This is a genomic window from Hydrogenovibrio sp., from assembly GCF_965140365.1.
GTDB lineage: Bacteria > Pseudomonadota > Gammaproteobacteria > Thiomicrospirales > Thiomicrospiraceae > Hydrogenovibrio.
Genome location: NZ_OZ223196.1, coordinates 1612451 through 1632514, shown reverse-complemented (window position 1 = coordinate 1632514; position 20064 = coordinate 1612451). Strand labels below are relative to the sequence as shown.

The window sequence follows — 20064 nt, the reverse complement described above, 5'->3', positions numbered from 1 at the left end:
GTTATGAGAATTTTGATTATTAAACCTTCTTCGTTTGGGGACATCATCCATGCATTTGCCGCAATATCGGATTTGAAAAAAAACAATCCGGCATTTGAAGTAGATTGGTATGTTGATGAACAATATAAAGATATTCCTTGCTGGAACCGCTACGTTGATGGGGTGTTTTCGATTAATCGAAAGCGGTTTAGAAAATTAAATAAACTTTTTTTTGGTTTGGCGGCTCATCGTTTGATTAAAAAGTTGAAACGTCGGCAATATGATGTGGTCGTTGATTTGTATTTTGGCTTTCAGGATGCGTCTTTGTTATCCCGATTAGGAGTACCCGTTATAGGGCCATCTTTGGCAGCACTTTCAGAAATGGTTCAGGATAAACGGTTATCAAATATTTATTCTCGAGATATTGCATTGGATGTATCGAAAACTTTAGTCGATGTTCATCGGCAACTGTTGTCAAAAACTTTTGGTTATTCGTATAGCTCCTCGACTGTGGATTATGGTGTTGAGCATGCGTCTATCTGTAAGCAACGACAGCCAGATGAATTGGCGCCATACCTGATTTTTGTTCATGCGACAAGTGGTGAAGTTAAAAATTGGCCTGAACCTTATTGGCAGAGTCTTTTGAAAATAGCCAGCCAAAACGGTTATCAGGTTTTATTGCCTTGGGGAGATGAAAATGAAAAAAAGCGCGCTCAACGAGTCGCCACAGAATCCCCTGAAAAGGCGCGAGTTTTGGACAAAATGCCATTGAGTGATTTGGCGTGTTTGATTGCGACTTCAAAAGGGGTTGTTGGTGGTGATACCGGTTTGACACATATTGCTTCGGCACTGGGGGTCCCAACGATAAGGCTGTTTGGTGCGACAAGTGCACAAGCGGCGATTCCTGCAGCGAACGGTATTGATATTAGCTCTGATCTGGAATGCGCTCCGTGCATGAATCGAAATAATTGCGTAAGAGAGGAGATTAAACAGTTTAGTGTTTTCCCACCATGTTATGAAGAAATAACACCGGATTTGGTTTGGAAAAAGTTTCTTCAGTTAAGGGGGGGAGGCAGTGAATAACTTATTTATTGCATCTACTCCAAGGCACTGGTTACTTAGTGTTTACCTGACCCAAAAACATTGGCCTCAAAAGCCTTCCGTTCTGTTTTTGGACCCCCAGTTCCCTAAAGACGAAATATATTTGCAGTTAAGTGAGAAATATTTTGATCACGTTGTTCAACTGCCTACTGGAGGAAGCAAAAAAAGGCTCAAAACGATTAAAAGAATCTTTAATCAGTTTGCCGTTGATAACGTGATTTCAGGTTCAATTATTGATCCATTTATACAATATGCATCCCACCTGTTACACAAATCAAAGGGGAGAACGTTTTATTTGCTTGATGATGGTTTATCAAGTTATCACCCTACTAATCATGTTAAATTAAGCCGGTTTGAGGTCTTTAATAGAAAGTTACGGTTTGGTTTTTGGTATCAGGCACCTGTCGGACATAACTTAGCATCTCCTTGGGTGGATGAGGCATTTTTATTAACTCCAGATGCGGTCAAACCCACTGTCAATAAGAAAATTACAGCACTTGATCCAGAATGGTATCAAGTACTATCTGAAAAAGATTTAACTCAGTTTTTTGAAGCTTTCCATGTTGATTATAAGGTTCTCAAAAAAGTGGAAGTCGTTATTGTTCTAGGCTTGTTTAAAGACGGTTCCGCACATCATCCAAAATATGCAGAAGATGTTTTAGAATTATTACATTATTTTAATGGGAAGGGGATAAAGTTTGCTGTGAAATACCACCCTCGAGAAAAACGGTTTGATCCATTGACAATTAAAGAGACTTTCCCTAATCAGCTAGTTTTGCCGGGATCTTTGCCTTTTGAAATTTTGATTAGAGCTTTAAATATTAAAGGGCTTTTGGGTGATGTTTCAACCGTATTGTTAGAAATGAAAAAGTTAAATGTTGATATGGATGTATATGCTTCTATGAGGGGAACCGCTTACGATGCTCCACGATCTTTTTTGGAGAATGCGGGCGTGCGGGTATTGAACAGTTTTTCAGAATATAAACTTCTTGATGAAATGAATTCATTAAAATAAAAAATGATATAGCAGAACCAAAACAAAAGAAAAGGATGTGTTAAGTGAAGATTTTAGGCACTAAATTTTACGGGCATGATAATTCGGTTTTTTATTTAGATACCGAAAAAAAAGAAATTTTTGCGGTATCAAATGAGCGTATTACCCGTATTAAACATGACAGAGCCTCTGTTCGGAAAACAGTAGAAGCCTATCCGTTCTTAAAAGAGGTTGATTGGGTTATTAGTGGTTATGAAAAGCAGGATAACCGTAAATATTATTCAGACCTGTATTGGTATGATTTTCTTTATCAAGTCTGTAAACCTAAGTATATAAAAGAGTTGGTTGCCATTCAAAAGAAGCCTTTTTTAGGTTTGCAACTGTTTTCTAAACTGTTCTTGAGGTCGAAAGAGTATCGTCGTTGGTTGTGGGATCACTTTTTATACAAGAAGTTAAAACTTTCTTTCGATTTCAAGAAAGCCAGATCAAAAATTGATTTGTATTATCAAAATTTGATCGGCGTATCGTCAGATCAGGTTGATCATAAAGACCATCATCTATGCCATGCGATGTCAGCTTATGCTTTCTCACCCTTCTCGAATGAAGAAGGTATTTTATCTTTCACGATTGATGGTATTGGTGATGATGCTTTTTCAAAGCTATATCGCTTCGATAGCCTGAACGAATACGAATGTTTAGCGACTTCTGTGTCTGATCCGATTGAAAATGGAAGGCATGACGGGACGTCTATTGGATTTATCTATAATGATTTTACTTCGGCGATGGATTTAATCCCGAATAGTGATGAAGGTAAAGTGGAGGCCTTGGCCGCCTATGCCAAAGCTGACCCAGACTTTTTAAATTACATGAAAGGAATGGTTTCATTCGAAGGGTTGAATATAAAGTTGGATGTCGAGTCGTCAAAACAATTATCCAATGATCAATTTTTAAGAAGTAAGCGTGCGGAGCTAGGGGATGAGGTGTTTGCCGCGACGGTACAGACATGGCTTGAGGATGTAATTGTCGATTATTTAAATAAAGTACATCAGCAGACAGGCGCAGATAAAATTTGTTTTTCAGGTGGTGTTGCAGCCAACATTATTATGAGTTTGAACGTCTATGAGCGTACGCCGTTTAAAAATATTTATGTATTTCCTGCGATGGGGGATGATGGGATTGCCGCCGGCGCAGCGATTTTAAAAGCAGTTGAGTTGCAAGAAGATGTGACTTGGCTTAAAGATTACTATATGCCATATTTTGGCGCTTCTTATTCAAAAGAAGAAATAGAAACAGAACTCACGAATCGTTCGAACGAAGTCTCTTTTGAGTATATCGGAGAAGATTGGCCTGAAAAAGCCGCGGGATCCATTGCAGAGGGCAAGATTGTATCGCTATTTCACGGCCGTGAAGAATATGGCCCTAGGGCCCTGGGGAACCGGAGTATTGTTGCGAACCCTCGACTATCGGACGTGACCAAACGTATTAACTCAACGGTTAAAAGAAGACCTCTTTATCAGCCATTTTGCCCGTCTATTTTGGAAGATGAACGAGAACGTTTATTTGAGTCCAGCTTTAAACATAAGCATATGGCCATTGCTTTTCGGATGAGAAAAGAGTTCTGGGACGATTTGCCAAGCGCGATTCATGTTGATGGAACGGCTAGACCGCAATTTGTTGAGCCTCAAGATAATCCAAACTATTATCGATTATTGAAAGCTGTAAAAGCACAGACCGATTATGGCGTGATTATTAATACCAGCTTTAACTTACATGGGCGTACGATGGTGCATTCACCCGCCGATGCCGTGACCGATTTTATTGATTGTAATATTGATGAACTTTATATCGAAGGATTTAAAGTTGAGCGAAACAAATAATACGTTAAAGTTCATTTTTTTAGGGTGTAGTTTCTTTTTTTTGGGAAGCCTTATTGCGAGTGAAAGTTTCGTTATTCCTCATGAATTACCTATTGTGTGTTTAGTGCTACTGTTTTTTTATCAAAAATGGGTACATCGAAATTCAGAACGCTCACTCAGCCCATTTTACAAGTCATGGTTATGGTTTCTGTTGATTTTCTTTATTTTGAATATTATTCCGAGTGCAATTCATGCTGTCATGGAGATGGCTTATGGAGATCGACTGAAACAGTATGTGGAGAATTTGCTCCATTTAGCATTTTTTGCGATTTGGTTTTTTTTAGCGGTTAAGGTAAATGTTTCCGTTGTTCAGCTGTGGAAGTTTTTAATTCTTTCAGTGGTTTGGGTTGTTTGGGTTTTATTTTATGAAACCTATACTCTTAATGGGTTTGAAAACTTGAGCTCTTTTATTGTTTTACATCGTTATGGAGATATTGGATCTAGTTATGTCATCGATTTTGGAATTTATGCAAATACGTTATTTTTAATTTTATTAGGTGGGCTGTTTTGGCTAAGAAGGCTAGGATGGCTTTGGGGCCTAGCTTTATTTGTTGCTTTAGCAGTTGCTTTGACTGGGGCCATATTGTCGCAATCCCGTACCGCTTGGATTGGTTGGCCTGAAGCCATTATTGCATGGACTATTTTTTACAGTTTTTACCTATGGAAAAATCAAAAAAAAGGGGTGCTTTTCGGTGGAACCGTGACTGTAATAGCCGTAGTGATTTTGTTGACGCAGTCCAGTTTATACAGCTTGGTGGAAAAAAGAACTGTAAAAGCAATAACGGATGTAGAGGATTATATAGATGGCCGCCCATTAACCAGCTTGGGGCAGCGTTTTGTGATGTACGAGGCAGGGTGGAATTCATTTAAAGAGCATCCTTTGATAGGGGTTGGGCCAGATGAATTTCCGAATGAATTAAAAAAGCAAACAGAGGGCATTTTTTCTGAGCAGTTTGGGATTCAGAATAAATATTTGTCATTTGGACAGATTCATAATCAGTTTTTGATGTCGGCGATGGAAAGTGGAATTTTTGGCGTTTTTAGTTTAATTTTATTGTTTTTGTATTTATCCGTTATTTTTATTCAACAGACAAAAAATCTAAATTATTATAGTAAGTCCTTAGGTGTTGTTGGACTTGTGTTTATGATTGCAAGTTTTTTGTCGTTTATGCCAGAAGTTCCTTTATATCAAAGAAAACAATTTTTGTTCTTTTTTTTCGTCACTAGTTTGCTTCTTGTGATGCTCAGGGCTCCAATATCGAATGATGGAAAATAATTACCATTTTGTTGAAATTATGAGAAGATTTTTATGAAAATCGCTGTGGCCGGTACAGGGTATGTAGGGTTGTCTTTGGCGGTGTTGCTGTCGCAGCATCATGAAGTGGTGGCGTTGGACATTGTCAAAGAAAAGGTCGATTTACTTAATAACAAAAAATCGCCGATTGTCGATGCTGAGATCGAAGAGTTTCTGCTGAGCAAAGAGCTTAACTTTTCCGCGACTCTGGATGCGGAAGAGGCCTACCGGGACGCGGAGTTTGTCATTATCGCAACGCCTACCGACTATGATACGGACACCAATACATTCAATACGCGTTCGGTTGAGGCCGTAATTGCGGATGTGGTTCGAATCAACCCTGAAGCGGTGATGATTATCAAATCGACGATTCCGGTCGGTTATACCCAGTCGGTCAAAGAAAAATTCAATACCGATAAAATTGTGTTTTCGCCAGAGTTTTTGCGCGAGGGCAAAGCACTTTACGATAATTTATATCCATCGCGCATTATTGTGGGTGAAGAGTCCGAGCGCGCGGAACGCTTTGCGCAATTGCTTGTCGAAGGCGCTGCTAAGCCTGCCGAAGAGATTCCGGTTTTGTTTACCCATTCCACTGAAGCGGAAGCGGTGAAACTGTTTTCAAATACCTATCTGGCGATGCGGGTCGCTTACTTTAATGAGTTGGACACCTATTGTGAAACCCATGGTCTCAGTACGCGTCAGGTGATTGAAGGGGTGGGGTTGGACCCGCGCATTGGCAGTCATTACAATAACCCTTCGTTCGGTTATGGCGGCTATTGTCTGCCGAAGGATACCAAGCAGCTATTGGCCAATTACGACCAAGTTCCCAATAACTTGATTAAGGCGATTGTCGACTCCAATACGACCCGTAAAGACTTTATCGCGGACTCGATTATTCGTAAGCAACCGAAAGTCGTCGGTATTTACCGCTTGGTGATGAAATCCGGTTCGGATAATTTCCGCGCGTCGGCCATCCAGGGCGTGATGAAACGGATCAAAGCCAAAGGGATTGAGGTGGTGGTCTATGAACCGGTGCTGACGGAAGACACCTTTTTCAATTCGCAAGTAGTGCCATCTTTGGAAACGTTTAAAGCCATGTCGGATATCGTGTTGGCCAACCGTATTACCGATGAGATTAAAGATGTGTGTGATAAAGTCTACACACGTGATTTATTTGGACAGGATTGATGAAAGTATTGGTGACCGGCGCGGCCGGGTTTATTGGTTTCTATGTTACGCTCGATTTATTGAAAAAAGGCCATGAGGTCGTTGGGCTGGATAACCTGAATGATTATTATGACCCAGGGTTGAAGCGTGCACGGCTGGCGGAAATCGAGCGCTTCTGCGCCGAACAGTCGGTTTTGGAGGCCTTTGAGTTTGTGGAAATCGATATTGCCGACCGAGCCGAGACTCAAGCGCTATTTGAAGCTCAAGCCTTTGATCGTGTGATTCACTTGGCCGCTCAGGCGGGGGTGCGTTATTCAATTGAAAATCCGCATGCTTATGTGGATTCCAATCTGGTCGGTTTTGTGAATATTCTGGAAGGTTGTCGCCATCAAAAAACGGCGCATCTGGTGTATGCCTCTTCAAGTTCGGTGTATGGCATGAATACCAAAATTCCATTTTCAACCGACGACCGGGTGGATTTTCCGATTTCTCTTTATGCCGCGACGAAAAAATCCAACGAATTGATGGCGCATACGTATAGCCATTTGTATGGGATTCCAACGACTGGATTGCGTTTCTTCACTGTGTATGGTCCTTGGGGGCGTCCGGATATGGCGTATTTTTCGTTTACCCGCAAGATTTTGGCCGGGGAGACCATTGATGTGTTTAACCATGGCCAAATGGAGCGGGACTTTACCTATATCGATGACATTGTCGAAGGCGTTGTGCGGGTGATGGATCATATTCCGGTGATGCACCAATCAGACATTACCACGGCGCAAGCCCCTTATAAAATCTACAATATCGGCAATAATCAACCGATTACCTTACAACGTTTTATCCAAGCCATTGAAACGGCGACGGGCCAAAAAGCCGTTCAAAACCAATTGCCGCTGCAAGCGGGCGATGTGCCGAGAACCTATGCGGATGTGTCGGATTTGATGGCCGATGTCGGTTTCAAACCGGCGACGGAAATTGAAGGTGGGATTGCGCGGTTTGTGCAGTGGTATCGTGATTTTTACCAGGACTGACGGCTTGGGTTTCAGTGTCAATTTTTAAGCTTGGGCAAAATACTGTTCCAAGCACGTTTTAAACCGCTCAATCATCGACACGTCTTCTGTTAAATCCAGCCCCCAGATGGTTTCCGGCCAGGCCTGGTCGTTTCGGTTTCGCATCACTAGGTGAATGTGGTAATAGGGCAGCTTATTGCCGATTTTGGCGATGTTGTAGTGTTCGCCAAACCCTTCCGATCTTAAATATTCCGCCAGCGCAACCATTTCAGCATAGAGTCGCCCAGCATAGGCTGGGTCAACCGGCCGGTTTGGGATGAATTGCAACCAGGGAATTTCCGTACTTTCACACATGATTGAATAATCGCTGTTCTGATAGAGGAAGTGGTTTTCAAATTTATCTTCAAGGTTTTCCGGCGAATGGTCTGTAATGATAATATCCATGGATAAACTCCCTCAGTAATCTTACGAAAGCGTTAGAATAAGTGTAATTTAATGGATAATCATATCCGATATTTCGTCGCGGTTGCGCCGAGAATTGGATGCTTCGAGAGATTTATGAGTAAGAAAGTGTATTTGGCGTCGTCCTCGCCAAGGCGACGAGAACTGTTGGAACAAATCGGGGTGGATTTTGAGCTGGTTGAAGCACCGGTTGAGGAGACCTTTTTACCGAATGAAAGCCCGGAATCGTTTGTGATTCGGATGGCAATTGAGAAAGCCTTCTCCGGCTTTAATAAAGTGCCGGAAAAGAAAGCTTGGGTGATTGGCAGCGATACAGTGGTATTGAAAGACGGCAAGCTTTTTGGCAAGCCGCGCCATAAAATGGATGCCCAGCGAATGATGAGGGCGTTATCCGGCGCACAGCATGAAGTGTTAAGTGCGGTGGCTGTGGTGTACGACGGCCAAGTGTTTTCGAAATTGTCCCGAAGTAAGGTGACATTTCGAGCCATCTCCGACGCGGAGTTCGAGGTCTATTGGAAAACCGGTGAGCCGGAAGGAAAAGCCGGCGGTTACGCTATTCAAGGGCTCGGTGCAAAGTTTGTTTCGCAGTTGCAGGGCAGTTATTCGAGCGTAATGGGACTGCCTTTATACGAATTGGATCAATTGTTGACCGAATCAGAATTTTATTTGGATTAAACATGTATAACGAAGAAAAAATATTGGTGAATGTCACGCCGTCCGAAACTCGGGTCGCTTGGGTTGAAAACGGTGCTTTGCAGGAGGTCTGGATTGAACGGGCCAATAACCGTGGCTTGGTGGGCAATATCTATATCGGTAAAGTCGACCGGGTGCTGCCGGGAATGCAAGCGGCTTTTGTCGATATCGGGTTGGAACGAACGGCTTTTTTGCATGTATCGGATATTTGTAAACGCTCAATCGGCAAGCAAGCCGATGAAGATTGTGAAGACATTACAAAATTCCTGCATGCCGGGCAACAGGTGATGGTTCAGGTCGTCAAAGATCCCATCAGTTCGAAAGGAGCACGTTTGACGATGCAAGTCACGATTCCTTCTCGAATGCTGGTGTATATGCCGGATGAGAAAATGATTGGCGTATCGCAAAAAATCGAAGACCCGGAGGAACGTGATCGATTGCGGGAAGTGATTAATGCCATTCCGGAGGTAAAAGACTCGGAAGGTGGTTACATTGTCCGAACCGTGGCCGAGGGGGCCGAATTTCATGAGATGCGAGCGGATTTGGTGTATTTGCAACGCTTGTGGAAATCGATACAGGATAAATCCAAAAAGGTTCGAAAATCAGCTTTGATTTATGAGGACTTACCGTTGTATTTGCATATTCTGCGAGATGTGCCCATTGATCGCATCGAAAAAATTCGAGTCGATTCGTCGGAAACCTACAAAAAAATGGTCGAATTTTCGGAAAGCTATGTCATGGACTTGTCCGACAAACTGGGACTTTATTCCGGCGAACGCCCCATTTTCGATTTGTATAACATCGAAAACGAAATTCAGCAAGCTTTGGAAAAACGCGTGGAGTTGAAGTCCGGCGGTTATCTCATTATCGATCAAACCGAAGCCATGACGACAATTGATGTCAATACCGGGGGGTTTGTCGGACATAAAAATCTGGAAGAAACCATTTACCGTACGAACCTGGAAGCTACGCAAGCCATTGCACGACAGCTTCGGCTTCGCAATCTAGGCGGGATTATTATTCTGGATTTGATTGATATGGACGACGCTGAGCATAAATCGATGGTGTATTCCGCTTTGCAGCGCGAACTATCTCGTGACCGGGTCAAAACGACCATTACCGAAATTTCCAACTTGGGATTGGTGGAAATGACGCGCAAACGCACTCGTGAAAGTTTGGAAAGGGTGTTGTGTGAACCTTGTCCGGTCTGTAACGGCCGCGGAACCGTGAAAACACCTGAAACTATTGCGTTTGAAGTGTTTCGTGAAATTACGCGCATGGCGAAGTCGTTTGATGCCGACTTTTACCGGGTTATCGCTTCCGAACCCGTGGTGTCTTATATTTTGGATGAAGCTTCCAGTAATGTGGCCGAGTTGGAAACGTTTCTGAATAAGGGAATTCGTTTTCAGGCCGAAAGTGGTTACTTTATCGAGCAGTTTGATGTGGTGATTTCCTGATGTTGAAACGGCTTCAACAGCTTTCTTTTTTCTTACTGGCCTTGTTTGTCATTTACTTGCTGGTGGTCAGGCTGTTGATTTCCTGGGTGCAATACGCCCCAGACCATTTTCTATCCTATGTCGAAAAACTCAATGATGCCAAGGTTCAAGTTGAGCATATTGAAATCGAGCAAAACTGGCTGGGCTTGCGGTTTGATTTGCGCGAGCTTCGTTACCATGATGCCTCTGTTACGGCTGTCTTAAAAGAGGCTAAGGGGGATCTCAATATTTTTTCCCCTTTTATTTATGATGTCAGTTATGGTCGAAAACTACACGTTACCGGGTTGAAATTGGACTTCTCGGAAAATAGGCGGAGTGGTTTGACGCCTCAGAATGATTCATTTCAATTGAACGCCTTGAATATCCCGTTTGCAAAGCTGTGGCGCTCAATCACTCTAAAAGATATTTCATTTGATGTTCCGGTTTATGAAGGCGTTGGTGGACACTTTTCGATTGAAACGTTTCAGGCGTATCGTGGCTTGAAGTGGTCATTCGGTGGTGTTGCAGGATTAACCAATCCACAGCAAGAAACGTCGCGTCTGCAATTGAAAGGGGATTTTGTGATCGACAGTTGGGGGCGGTTGACCGAAGGGGAGATGAATGCGAATCTTCTGACGCCTTTGATTCTGGAAAGCATGTATCAAGTTATGCCCCAGGCCTGGTCAAAAAAGCTACCGACGGGCGAATTGTTAGGCGATTTAAACCTTCAAATGCGGCGTGGGCAATTATCGAAATTAAAAGTAACCACTCATGCACAAGATTTGACGTGGCCGCAAAATGATGATCTTTTACCGAAAAGTTTGGGCTTAGCCTTGAATTGGACGGCGGAAAATCAATTTAAAGGCGGCGCGCTGGAAAACTGGCGCTTTGAAGTTGAACGCATTCGTTTAGGGCCGCGTTACGTGAAAAGTGTTTCGCCTATTTTTGTCAGTTTGACGGACAACAAGACATTAAAGTTTGAAGCGCAAAAACTCGATTTCCAAGTGGTCAAACCTTTGTTTAATGTGTTGTTGGCGAACCTGAACTATGAAGGGTTTGGCGATAATTTAGAAGCGCTGCAACTGCAAAATGTTAAGGGTGAGGTTGATCTGGAGAAGATTGCATTTTCATCCCTGACCCTGCAAATTCCCAGCCTGGAATTGCCGGAAAATGAAAATATCCCTGGCCTGGCGTTAAAAGACTTATTCATTGATAAGCATGGCGAAGATATTTGGTTGAAAACGGATGAGCCCATTGCATGGACGGTGTCGATGGTGCATGACGAACTGATTCAAATGAAGTTACCAAATGGCTTTCATTTCCAACTTTTAGGCGGTTTTAAAGGCTGGTCGGTTCCGAATGCGAATTTTACATTGGATGGTATGCCGGTAAAGGTGTCGGCAAAAGGCGATTTTAGCGGTCAAGTGGATGGCCGTATCGACATTGAGCCGAAACAATTGAGTTTTGTAAAAGCCTATTTGCCTTATAAATTAATGACGCCGGACCTGGAAGAATGGCTCAAAACGGCTTTGGTGTCGGGGGATGGTGCGACCGCCAATTTAGTTGTAAAAGGGAACCTGAATGATTTTCCGTTTAAAAACGGCGAAGGAGTCTTTAAAGCGACCGGGACCGTCCACAATACGGTTTTGAAGTTTCAGCCGGATTGGCCGGCCGTGGAAAAATTTACGGCACATTTAGAGTTTACGCCTTACGATCTACGAATTTCAGCGGACAAAGCGATGCTTCAGAATGCTAAAGCTCGAAATGTTGTGGTGGATATCAATCACCTTAATACGAAAAATATTGCGGTTCAAATTTCCGGTGATGCTGAAGCTTCCGCAGTGGATGCCAAGCGTTTTTTGTTGAGTTCTCCGGTGGCGGAAATGGCTGGCATTGACGGTTTTTTGCAGGAAGACCTGGATATGACTGGCCGAGTGTCCGTGTCTTTGCCGAAAATTTGGATTCCAGTGTACGGTTATGCCAAAAAAGGTGAAACGGTGGATGGCGTGATTCAGTTTCATGGTGTGAATGCAACACTGTTTGATCGCTTGAAACTGAAAAATGTCGTTGGCCCCTTAAGGTTTTCTGAAAAAACGGTTGCCTCAAAAGGCCTGACCGCCGAGTTTGAAAACGGCCCTGCGAATATTCGGGTGGTGACGCATAAAAAAGAAGCTCAGATAACGGCATCCGGCCAGGCGCATTATCAAACGGATTTATATAAAGGCGACTTGCCTTGGAAGGCGGATGTCAGCATCCCATTTAGTGATGGTGCCGCTCCTAAGGTTAACATGCGTTTGGATTTAACGGCCATTCAAAGTCGCTTACCAGCGCCGCTTAGCGAAGCCGCGATGGCCGAAAGCGGCTCTCGCCCTAAAACGCTTGAAGCGCAATTCGTGGTTCAAGAAGGGCGGCAATTGGCCATTTCCGCTTCTCTGGGGTCGTTAATGGCGATGAACGGTTTGTATTCCTTGGATAAGGATGTCTTACAACGCTTATCCATCGCTTTTAACGAGCAGCCACTGGTTCTGAAAAAAGACGGTTGGCGAGTGAACGGGCAGTTTGATCGTTTGGATGTGACAGGCTGGCAGCAGGCCTGGCCGAAAATCAAACAAGAGTGGTTTTCAACAGAAAGCACGCCAGCTGATGAACCGCGGAAAAAAGCACGTTGGTTGCCGTCGGCCGTTCGATTTAAAAGGGTTGACGTTTTAGATTATCGTTTGAAGAACGTTACGGCCGGTTGGCAGTCTGTTGCAGGGTCGCCTTATGTTGAGTTGCAAATTCATAACCCAAATATGGATATGGTTATCAATCAAACATCGCCAAACGATTATAGTGTGAATCTGGACAAGCTGAGATTGAAGGTTGATCCCAAAAAACCGGAAGAAACACAAGTCGAAGCTCCGTGTCCGAAAGAAAGCATTAAGCCCCAGGAAAATACCAAAATTATTTTTAGAGGGAAAAATATTCAAATCAATGATCGTCAGTTGTCACGGGCCGATTTTATATTGTTGGATAGTGCATCGGAAACGTTGGTTAACGATATCATCGTGCAACCAAAACAACTAAAGGAATCATTTAAAGGCTCTTTTCGATATGACAAAGCAAAAAATAGAAGTTTCTTAAATGCATCTATTAAAAGTAAAAATGCTGAAGCTCTGGTTGATTTCATAGGGGTTCGAAAAGGTTTTAAAGGGAACTACGCCTGGCTTGATGCGAAATTGCAATGGCCGGGCAGTTATGCCTGCTTATCAAAAACACGTTTAGTCGGAGATTTGGACGTTGAATTCAAGGATGGGGTGATTAAAGATGCCGAGCCGGGGATAGCTAGAATACTTGGCTTACTTAGTTTTGAATCATTGGCAAGGCGCTTGAAATTGAACATTCAAGATGTAACCGATGCCGGCTTAGCCTATGACGATATAAAAGGAAAAGCCACTTTTAATCAAGGTACACTGGATTTAACCGAATTGAATTTAAAAGCCCCAGCCGCTAAAGCACAGGTGAGCGGTGCAATTGATTTGGTGAAGAGTGAACTGGATTTATCGGCTCGTATTACGCCTGCTATTGGCAGTACGCTCCCGGCGATTGCCGCGATCAGTGGTGTGGCGACGCCTTTGGCGGGGTTGGCCGCTTATGCGCTGATGAAGCTTGTGCCGATTGTTAATGAAGACCTCGTCACTTATCGTTATGAAGTCACTGGCACCTTTAAAGATCCGAAGATTGAAGACAAAGGGCTCAATTTGGAACCGTTGAATTTAGACACACCTCCAAAGAGCCAAAACAACTCTATTTTGGACATGGAATAAATTTTTTTCAAAAAAACTGCAAAAAGCTATTGCAAAAAACTGGAGAGGCTATAGAATACGCATCTCTTTCACGGAGACGCCAAAACGACAACGGAAACGAAGTTGATAAAGGCCGAAGCGGGAAAGAAAAAAAGCGTAAAAAAAGCTTGACGGAAACAAAATCAAGCGCCTATAATACGCGGCTTACCGAGACAGGGTGCAGCGCACTGAGTTAAGGAAAAGCAAGACCAAGAGTTCTTTAAAAATCAGGTAATTCAGAGATAATTTATGTGGAAGTTACTTAGGTAAGTAGCTGTCCAAAAATAAATATCTCGACAACTATGTATATGGTTAATCACATTTATGTGAAACATGTACCTGTTAATTTCGAGTGTTTAATACGTGCAGACAAGCACACAAAAAAATCGAGTAAAAAGATTAAACTGAAGAGTTTGATCCTGGCTCAGAATGAACGCTGGCGGCAGGCCTAACACATGCAAGTCGAACGGAAACGATGAAGAGCTTGCTCTTCAGGCGTCGAGTGGCGGACGGGTGAGTAACGCGTGGGAATCTACCCTTTAGTTGGGGACAACATATGGAAACGTATGCTAATACCGAATATGCTCTACGGAGTAAAGGTGGCCTCTACTTGTAAGCTATCGCTAAAGGATGAGCCCGCGTTAGATTAGCTAGTTGGTGGGGTAAAGGCCTACCAAGGCAACGATCTATAGCTGGTTTGAGAGGATGATCAGCCACACTGGGACTGAGACACGGCCCAGACTCCTACGGGAGGCAGCAGTGGGGAATATTGCACAATGAGGGAAACCTTGATGCAGCCATGCCGCGTGTGTGAAGAAGGCCCGAGGGTTGTAAAGCACTTTCAATTGTGAGGAAAGGTTAGTTGCTAATAACAGCTAACTGTGACGTTAACTTTAGAAGAAGCACCGGCTAACTCTGTGCCAGCAGCCGCGGTAATACAGAGGGTGCAAGCGTTATTCGGAATTACTGGGCGTAAAGCGCGCGTAGGCGGACTGTTAAGTCGGTTGTGAAAGCCCTGGGCTCAACCTAGGAATTGCATCCGATACTGGCAATCTAGAGTTTAGGAGAGGGAAGTGGAATTCCTGGTGTAGCAGTGAAATGCGTAGATATCAGGAGGAACATCAGTGGCGAAGGCGACTTCCTGGCCTAAAACTGACGCTGAGGTGCGAAAGCTTGGGTAGCGAACGGGATTAGATACCCCGGTAGTCCAAGCCGTAAACGATGTCAACTAGCTGTTGGCCTTATTAAAAAGGTTAGTAGCGTAGCTAACGCACTAAGTTGACCGCCTGGGGAGTACGGTCGCAAGATTAAAACTCAAAGGAATTGACGGGGGCCCGCACAAGCGGTGGAGCATGTGGTTTAATTCGATGCAACGCGAAGAACCTTACCATCCCTTGACATCCTGCGAACTTTCTAGAGATAGATTGGTGCCTTCGGGAACGCAGTGACAGGTGCTGCATGGCTGTCGTCAGCTCGTGTCGTGAGATGTTGGGTTAAGTCCCGCAACGAGCGCAACCCTTATCTTTAGTTGCTACCATTTAGTTGAGAACTCTAAAGAGACTGCCGGTGATAAACCGGAGGAAGGCGGGGACGACGTCAAGTCATCATGGCCCTTATGGGATGGGCTACACACGTGCTACAATGGAGGGTACAAAGAGCAGCCAACTGGCGACAGTGCGCGAATCTCATAAAACCCTTCGTAGTCCGGATCGGAGTCTGCAACTCGACTCCGTGAAGTCGGAATCGCTAGTAATCGTGAATCAGAATGTCACGGTGAATACGTTCCCGGGCCTTGTACACACCGCCCGTCACACCATGGGAGTGGGTTGCAAAAGAAGTGGGTAGTCTAACCTTCGGGAGGGCGCTCACCACTTTGTGATTCATGACTGGGGTGAAGTCGTAACAAGGTAGCCCTAGCGGAAGCTGGGGCTGGATCACCTCCTTTAAGACAAAGACGGCCACGAGCCTAAGCTAGCTTTCACATAAATTGTCTCTGAATTACTGAGAAAAACGAGAACGACCTGGGTCTGTAGCTCAGTTGGTTAGAGCGCACCCCTGATAAGGGTGAGGTCGGTGGTTCAAATCCACCCAGACCCACCAATTTTGTCCTACTCTGCGTTAAATGTTTACTCGCTTATTGTTAATAAGCTTCGCAAATATTTGCCTTGATTAGAACAAAATTAAAAACTTATTAGGGAAGGCAATCCTAATTAACACAAGCTTAGAGCAAGAGATTTTAGGCTTAGACGAGGCACTTGAGCAAAGAGCGCCGGGAGCTTACAGTAGTAAGTGACCAAGCGATGCGCGAAAGTAACGAAGTATAAGGCAAAATATCGACGCTATAAGGGGCTATAGCTCAGCTGGGAGAGCGCCTGCCTTGCACGCAGGAGGTCTGCGGTTCGATCCCGCATAGCTCCACCACTACACCTGTGAATAGGTTTTGCTTTAAAAGACAAAGCAGAGGTTATTCACAGTCGTATTGGTGACAATAGACTGAAAAGCAAACGCCGAAAGGCCAAGCGAAAAAGATCTTTAACAATTAGGAAAAATCTCTAAGTAATTGTTGAGTGTTATTTTTAAATAACGCCCGACAAGTAGTTAGAACATACAGAATACCGACATATTCTGTATGATTGACATTCAAACCACTCCAACGGTTTGAATGCCAAGGTAACAATGTATCTTAAAGAGTTCAAACACACGCAAGTGTGATGATACAAACTCAAGCGAGAACATGTCAGCGTAAAACTTTTAGTCATGGCAACGAAATAGGCTTTGATTGAGACATGGTTTTTTATGAATTTAAAAAACGATGAATCAACACAAAAGGTCAAGGTTATTTTTGAGTTGTATAGTTAAGTGACTAAGCGTACACGGTGGATGCCTAGGCGGTAGAAGGCGACGAAGGACGTAGTAACTTGCGATAAGCCTCGGGGAGCTAGTAAACAAGCTTTGATCCGAGGATTTCCGAATGGGAAAACCCATCCTTTATGGATATCCCCTTGTGGGAGGCTAACCCGGAGAACTGAAACATCTAAGTACCCGGAGGAAAAGAAATCAATCGAGATTCCCCAAGTAGCGGCGAGCGAACGGGGACCAGCCCTAAAGCATTTATTAAGATAGCAGAACACTCTGGAAAGTGTGACGATACAAGGTGATAGTCCTGTATGCGAAATCTTATTAAGTGTTATTCGAGTAGGACGGAACACGTGAAATTCTGTCTGAACATGGGGGGACCACCCTCCAAGGCTAAATACTCTCTACCGACCGATAGTGAACCAGTACCGTGAGGGAAAGGCGAAAAGAACCCCTGAAGGGGAGTGAAATAGAACCTGAAACCGTGTACGTACAAGCAGTAGGAGCCCTTCGGGGTGACTGCGTACCTTTTGTATAATGGGTCAGCGACTTACGTTATGTTGCAAGGTTAACTGAATAAGGGAGCCGTAGGGAAACCGAGTCTTAAATGGGCGATTAGTAGCATGGCGTAGACCCGAAACCGGGCGATCTATCCATGGCCAGGTTGAAGGTGCCGTAACAGGTACTGGAGGACCGAACCCACGTATGTTGAAAAATGCGGGGATGAGCTGTGGATCGGAGTGAAAGGCTAATCAAGCCCGGAGATAGCTGGTTCTCCTCGAAATCTATTTAGGTAGAGCCTCATGTCTCACTGCTGGGGGTAGAGCACTGTTATGGTCTAGCGGGCCGTCAAGGCTTAGCAGCCCATTGCAAACTCCGAATACCAGCAAGTGCAATCATGGGAGACAGACTGCGGGTGCTAACGTCCGTAGTCAAGAGGGAAACAACCCAGACCACCAGCTAAGGTCCCTAAACACTACTCAGTGGGAAAGGATGTGGGAAGGCTCAGACAGTCAGGAGGTTGGCTTAGAAGCAGCCATCCTTTAAAGAAAGCGTAATAGCTCACTGATCGAGTCGGCCTGCGCCGAAGATTTAACGGGGCTAAGTAGTGTACCGAAGCTGTGGATGCCGTAAGGCATGGTAGAGGAGCGTCGTGTAAGCCTGCGAAGGGGTATTGTAAAGTATCCTGGAGGTATCACGAGTGCGAATGCTGACATGAGTAGCGATAAAGGGAGTGAAAAGCTCCCTCGCCGAAAGACCAAGGTTTCCTACGCAACGTTAATCGACGTAGGGTTAGTCGACCCCTAAGACGAGGCCGAGAGGCGTAGTCGATGGGAAGCAGGTTAATATTCCTGCACTTTTTATGACTGCGATGGAGGGACGGAGAAGGCTAGGCCAGCTTACTGATGGTTGTAAGTTTAAGGTAGTAGGCAGAGATCTTAGGTAAATCCGGGATCTTAATGCTGAGAACTGATGACGAGTCCTCTTTTGGACGAAGTGGTTAATGCCATGCTTCCAAGAAAAGCTTCTAAGCTTCAGGTCATAAAGAATCGTACCCCAAACCAACACAGGTGGTCAGGATGAGAATTCCAAGGCGCTTGAGAGAACTCGGGTGAAGGAACTAGGCAAAATGACACCGTAACTTCGGGAGAAGGTGTGCCCCTGATGGTGAAGCATTTACTGCGTAAGCTATTGGGGGTTGCAGAGACCAGGTGGCTGCAACTGTTTACTAAAAACATAGCACTGTGCAAAATCGAAAGATGACGTATACGGTGTGACGCCTGCCCGGTGCCGGAAGGTTAATTGATGGGGTTAGCTTAGGCGAAGCTCTTGATCGAAGCCCCGGTAAACGGCGGCCGTAACTATAACGGTCCTAAGGTAGCGAAATTCCTTGTCGGGTAAGTTCCGACCTGCACGAATGGCGTAATGATGGCCACACTGTCTCCACCCGAGACTCAGCGAAATTGAACTCGCAGTTAAGATGCTGCGTACCCGCGGCTAGACGGAAAGACCCCGTGAACCTTTACTACAGCTTTGCACTGGACTTTGATACTATCTGTGTAGGATAGGTGGGAGGCTTTGAAGCAGTGACGCCAGTCATTGTGGAGCCATCCTTGAAATACCACCCTGATATTATTGAGGTTCTAACCTAGGGCAGTGAATCCTGCTCAGGGACAGTGTATGGTGGGTAGTTTGACTGGGGCGGTCTCCTCCTAAAGTGTAACGGAGGAGCGCGAAGTTACCCTCAGCACGGTCGGACATCGTGCAATGAGCGCAAGAGTAAAAGGGTGATTGACTGCGAGACAGACACGTCGAGCAGGTGCGAAAGCAGGTTCTAGTGATCCGGTGGTTCTGTGTGGAAGGGCCATCGCTCAACGGATAAAAGGTACTCCGGGGATAACAGGCTGATACCGCCCAAGAGTTCATATCGACGGCGGTGTTTGGCACCTCGATGTCGGCTCATCACATCCTGGGGCTGAAGTCGGTCCCAAGGGTATGGCTGTTCGCCATTTAAAGTGGTACGCGAGCTGGGTTTAGAACGTCGTGAGACAGTTCGGTCCCTATCTGCCGTGGGCGTTGGAGAATTGAGAGGGGCTGCTCCTAGTACGAGAGGACCGGAGTGGACGAACCTCTGGTGTTCCGGTTGTCACGCCAGTGGCATTGCCGGGTAGCTATGTTCGGAAAGGATAACCGCTGAAAGCATCTAAGTGGGAAACCTGCCTCGAGATAAGTTCTCCCTAGACTTTAAGTCTTCTGAAGGGCCGTTAAAGACTATGACGTTGATAGGCTGGGTGTGGAAGTTCAGTAATGGATGAAGCTAACCAGTACTAATTACCCGTGAGGCTTAACTATACAACTCAAAAGTAACTTTGAAGTCATGACTGAAAGTGACGCAAAGACATGTTTGAGCTTGAGTAGATAAAGAACGCTTTAAGAACATTGTGACGGCGCTTACTAAAGTGCTAAGCAACTAAATAACTGCACGCTTAAGAGATTTTTCCAAATTCAGTGAGTTGTTTGAAAGAACAGCTTACATAACCCGATTGCTTGGGGACCATAGCGAGATGGAACCACCTGATCCCTTTCCGAACTCAGAAGTGAAACGTCTTAGCGCCGATGGTAGTGTGGGAGGTCCCATGTGAGAGTAGGTCATCCCCAAGCTTATATTCCTGAAAACCCATCTTTATGATGGGTTTTTTTTTGCCTGGAATTTTTAACATTTATCAATGCTCTCTGGTTCAGGCTTCTCCATTCTGCTATATTTTGATTGTTTCGGGTTAGTGTATGAGTTT

10 protein-coding genes, 2 tRNA genes and 3 rRNA genes are annotated in these 20064 nt (G+C 44.6%); 14 read left to right on the top strand and 1 reads right to left on the bottom strand.

Annotated features, from left to right (window positions below; all coding sequences use genetic code 11):
• The first annotated feature begins 3 nt into the window (after window positions 1-3).
• The 6 genes from waaC to AC0KH7_RS07845 are packed head-to-tail and all read left to right on the top strand — an operon-like array spanning window position 4 to window position 7482.
• Window positions 4-1062 carry a lipopolysaccharide heptosyltransferase I gene (gene waaC / locus AC0KH7_RS07870; protein ID WP_472372295.1) on the top strand — a complete coding sequence of 353 codons (1059 nt, stop codon included), beginning with the start codon at window positions 4-6 and terminating at the stop codon, window positions 1060-1062.
• On the top strand, window positions 1055-2095 hold the full coding sequence (locus AC0KH7_RS07865; RefSeq protein WP_472372293.1) for a polysialyltransferase family glycosyltransferase: 1041 nt from the start codon (window positions 1055-1057) through the stop codon (window positions 2093-2095). Before waaC ends, AC0KH7_RS07865 begins: the two co-directional genes overlap by 8 nt.
• Window positions 2096-2139: 44 nt before the next feature.
• Window positions 2140-3951, top strand: a complete 1812-nt coding sequence (locus tag AC0KH7_RS07860; RefSeq protein WP_472372291.1) for a carbamoyltransferase N-terminal domain-containing protein — start codon at window positions 2140-2142, stop codon at window positions 3949-3951.
• On the top strand, window positions 3935-5266 hold the full coding sequence (locus tag AC0KH7_RS07855; protein ID WP_472372289.1) for an O-antigen ligase family protein: 1332 nt from the start codon (window positions 3935-3937) through the stop codon (window positions 5264-5266). Before AC0KH7_RS07860 ends, AC0KH7_RS07855 begins: the two co-directional genes overlap by 17 nt.
• A 33-nt stretch (window positions 5267-5299) precedes the next feature.
• Window positions 5300-6472, top strand: coding sequence for a nucleotide sugar dehydrogenase (locus tag AC0KH7_RS07850; protein WP_472372287.1), 1173 nt, complete (start codon window positions 5300-5302; stop codon window positions 6470-6472).
• Window positions 6472-7482, top strand: coding sequence for an NAD-dependent epimerase (locus AC0KH7_RS07845; protein WP_472372285.1), 1011 nt, complete (start codon window positions 6472-6474; stop codon window positions 7480-7482). The genes AC0KH7_RS07850 and AC0KH7_RS07845 overlap by 1 nt, the downstream gene beginning before the upstream one ends.
• A 24-nt stretch (window positions 7483-7506) precedes the next feature.
• Here AC0KH7_RS07845 and AC0KH7_RS07840 read toward each other — a convergent pair whose 3' ends face one another.
• Window positions 7507-7905 (bottom strand): hypothetical protein, encoded by a 399-nt coding sequence (locus AC0KH7_RS07840; RefSeq protein WP_472372284.1) that lies wholly within the window; start codon window positions 7903-7905, stop codon window positions 7507-7509.
• 114 nt (window positions 7906-8019) lie between these two features.
• On the opposite strand from AC0KH7_RS07840, the gene AC0KH7_RS07835 reads away from it, so the two are divergent.
• The 8 genes from AC0KH7_RS07835 (at window position 8020) to rrf (ending at window position 19933) form a co-directional block, all read left to right on the top strand.
• Window positions 8020-8598 carry a Maf family protein gene (locus AC0KH7_RS07835; protein WP_472372282.1) on the top strand — a complete coding sequence of 193 codons (579 nt, stop codon included), beginning with the start codon at window positions 8020-8022 and terminating at the stop codon, window positions 8596-8598.
• Between the two features lie 2 nt (window positions 8599-8600).
• Entirely contained in the window at window positions 8601-10073 is a 1473-nt protein-coding gene (gene rng, locus AC0KH7_RS07830) for a ribonuclease G (RefSeq protein ID WP_472372280.1), read from the top strand.
• Entirely contained in the window at window positions 10073-13897 is a 3825-nt protein-coding gene (locus tag AC0KH7_RS07825) for a YhdP family phospholipid transporter (RefSeq protein ID WP_472372278.1), read from the top strand. Before rng ends, AC0KH7_RS07825 begins: the two co-directional genes overlap by 1 nt.
• Before the next feature lie 419 nt (window positions 13898-14316).
• Window positions 14317-15860, top strand: a 16S ribosomal RNA gene (locus AC0KH7_RS07820).
• 78 nt (window positions 15861-15938) lie between these two features.
• A tRNA-Ile gene (locus tag AC0KH7_RS07815) sits at window positions 15939-16015 on the top strand.
• Between the two features lie 245 nt (window positions 16016-16260).
• A tRNA-Ala gene (locus AC0KH7_RS07810) sits at window positions 16261-16336 on the top strand.
• A 432-nt stretch (window positions 16337-16768) separates the two neighbouring features.
• Window positions 16769-19624, top strand: a 23S ribosomal RNA gene (locus AC0KH7_RS07805).
• 194 nt (window positions 19625-19818) lie between these two features.
• Window positions 19819-19933: ribosomal RNA gene (rrf, locus tag AC0KH7_RS07800) — 5S ribosomal RNA — on the top strand.
• The 16S, 23S and 5S rRNA genes sit together here with 2 tRNA genes alongside, the layout of an rRNA operon.
• The last annotated feature ends 131 nt before the right edge of the window (window positions 19934-20064 follow it).

Excerpts from the sequence above, each read along its gene's own strand:
- waaC (WP_472372295.1), top strand. The coding sequence starts at position 4 with ATGAGAATTTTGATTATTAAACCTTCTTCGTTTGGGGACATCATCCAT.
- AC0KH7_RS07850 (WP_472372287.1), top strand. The coding sequence starts at position 5,300 with ATGAAAATCGCTGTGGCCGGTACAGGGTATGTAGGGTTGTCTTTGGCG.
- AC0KH7_RS07845 (WP_472372285.1), top strand. The coding sequence starts at position 6,472 with ATGAAAGTATTGGTGACCGGCGCGGCCGGGTTTATTGGTTTCTATGTT.
- AC0KH7_RS07840 (WP_472372284.1), bottom strand. The coding sequence starts at position 7,905 with ATGGATATTATCATTACAGACCATTCGCCGGAAAACCTTGAAGATAAA.
- AC0KH7_RS07835 (WP_472372282.1), top strand. The coding sequence starts at position 8,020 with ATGAGTAAGAAAGTGTATTTGGCGTCGTCCTCGCCAAGGCGACGAGAA.
- rng (WP_472372280.1), top strand. The coding sequence starts at position 8,601 with ATGTATAACGAAGAAAAAATATTGGTGAATGTCACGCCGTCCGAAACT.
- AC0KH7_RS07825 (WP_472372278.1), top strand. The coding sequence starts at position 10,073 with ATGTTGAAACGGCTTCAACAGCTTTCTTTTTTCTTACTGGCCTTGTTT.